Source organism: Geminicoccus flavidas (assembly GCF_009806515.1).
Classification (GTDB): Bacteria; Pseudomonadota; Alphaproteobacteria; order Geminicoccales; family Geminicoccaceae; genus Geminicoccus; species Geminicoccus flavidus.
Genome location: NZ_WUJP01000610.1, coordinates 1 through 1840, shown reverse-complemented (window position 1 = coordinate 1840; position 1840 = coordinate 1). Strand labels below are relative to the sequence as shown.

Annotated in this window: 3 protein-coding genes; 1 reads left to right on the top strand and 2 read right to left on the bottom strand. The window is 66.7% G+C overall.

The features are described 5' to 3' along the window. Positions 1 to 273: 273 nt before the first annotated feature. Positions 274 to 729 carry a cupin domain-containing protein gene (locus EQG76_RS17240; protein ID WP_159715629.1) on the bottom strand — a complete coding sequence of 152 codons (456 nt, stop codon included), beginning with the start codon at positions 727 to 729 and terminating at the stop codon, positions 274 to 276. Then, positions 726 to 932 carry a hypothetical protein gene (locus tag EQG76_RS17235; RefSeq protein ID WP_159715628.1) on the bottom strand — a complete coding sequence of 69 codons (207 nt, stop codon included), beginning with the start codon at positions 930 to 932 and terminating at the stop codon, positions 726 to 728. Before EQG76_RS17235 ends, EQG76_RS17240 begins: the two co-directional genes overlap by 4 nt. A gap of 311 nt (positions 933 to 1243) precedes the next feature. On the opposite strand from EQG76_RS17235, the gene EQG76_RS17230 reads away from it, so the two are divergent. After that, positions 1244 to 1840: TRAP transporter substrate-binding protein (locus tag EQG76_RS17230; RefSeq protein WP_200840883.1), on the top strand; the 597-nt coding region annotated here is incomplete at its 3' end.

Below are 1840 nucleotides of genomic sequence, written 5' to 3'. Positions count from 1 at the left end.
GCGCCATTGCGCGGCCCGGTCGATGACCATCCGGGACCATGCGTGGATCCTGTCGCCGATCCATCCCGTCCAGGAGGCTGTCCCGCCTCCCCCCGGATCACCGCTCATTCCGGCCGCCTCCATTCCTGTCCCGGGCCACCATGGATGGGTTGACCACGTCGCTGCCAAGGAGGCAGCAGGCTCCGCATGTCAGGACCATGTCGACAGGAATGGAGGGATTCGCACTTCAGGCTGAGCGGAAGCAATCGGAGGGAGCAAGGCCCGGCGGCTTCCTCAGTCCTCGAACTGGTAGACGACCTCTTCGAAGCTGTTGGTCGGGAAGATGAACAGAAAGCGCAGCGGCGATGAGCCAGCGCTGCTCGTGCGATGCCTGGCACCAGGCGGGATGAACACCAACCGGCCCGGGTAAAGCTCGTGTACCGCGCTCTCGATCTCGACCTGCCCCCGGCCCTCCAGCACATGATAGACCTCGGCCGGCTCGTGCCGGTGCAAGGGCAGGACGCCGTCGGGAGCTATCTCGGCCAATCCCATGCTGATCGCGCCGGTGGGCGTGCGTCCTGCCGAGAAAACCAGCTTCCACTGGACCGCGCTCTCGGCCTTCAGCTCTGGATCCTGCCAGGTCTCCCATCCAAGGTCTCGGAGGTCGATGACGGTTCCGGTCGTGCCTCCAGCTCCGACGTCGCCCTGCAGCGCGCCCGGCGCGTGCCGGACGCGCTCATGCCCGCTCAAGCGTTCTTGCCCGCTTTGCCCTCGGCCGAGTGCCGGTGGTGAACGTCCAGTTCCCCGCCGCCGGTCGACACGCGGCTGCGCTCCTCACCGCGCTTCTGGGCGGGATGAGGTCCGCGCTCCTGGGTCTTCTCCGGATGCTTGCGGTTCTCGTGGCTGGCGCCTGGACCGCCGATCCTCTGGGTGTTCTCGTGCTTGTCTGGCATGAGCGCCGGTTCCTCTCGCTGATGGCCCGGCCATCTGCTCTGCCGGCTGCACGATGGCGGGGGCAGACGCGGGTTGGCCGGCTGTGCGAACTAATCCCTTTGGCCGGAAGCGGGTTCCGCTCGCCCCGACAATCGGGCGCCCGGGGCTCAATGCTCATCCACTGGGCTCATCGGCCGACGTGGCAACGTGCGGATTGACCAGCCCGCCCTCAGCAGGGCAAGGTGCGGTACCTTACATACAAGCCGTGAAGGCACCGTTGGGCAGGCCGCTCCAGGGAGGGCGGCTGCGACGATCAGGAAGGCCGAGAACCATGTCCAATCGCTTGCTGAAGGCGCTGGTGGTCGGGGTGTCGCTGCTCGCCGGAGCGCCGGCCGCCCAGGCCGCCGAGTTCACCATGCGCTTTGCGACCGCGACGCCACCGATCGAGAACAATTTCGCCTGGACCCATCTGGAAGTCTTGGCGCGCGAGATCGAATCGCGCTCCGGCGGTCGGATCGAGGTCGAGATGTATCCGGGCGCGCAGCTGGGCGGGATCGAATCCCTGGTCAACCAGGTGAAGGACGGCATCCTGCAGGCCTGCGACCCAGCGGACGGCCATTTCGCTTCGACCTTCCCGGACATCCAGGCGTTCGGCGTGCCCTATTTGTTCGTCAACCGCGAGGTCGCCTGGCGGGTGCTGGACGGGCCGGTCGGCGAGCAGATGCGCGAGCGGATGGCCAAGGAGGTCGGCCTGCGCCCCTTGTTCTGGTCGGAGAATGGCGGCTTTCGCCACTACAGCTCGGCCAACAAGGAGATGAAGTCGCCCGACGACATGGCCGGCATCAAGATGCGGACCATGAACCATCCGCTGCACATGGAGATTGCCAAGAGTCTGGGCATGTCGCCGACCCCGATCGCCTGGGGCGAG

What these genes read in the sequence shown, in the direction of transcription:
- EQG76_RS17235 (WP_159715628.1), bottom strand. Translation starts at nt 932, where the DNA reads ATGCCAGACAAGCACGAGAACACCCAGAGGATCGGCGGTCCAGGCGCC.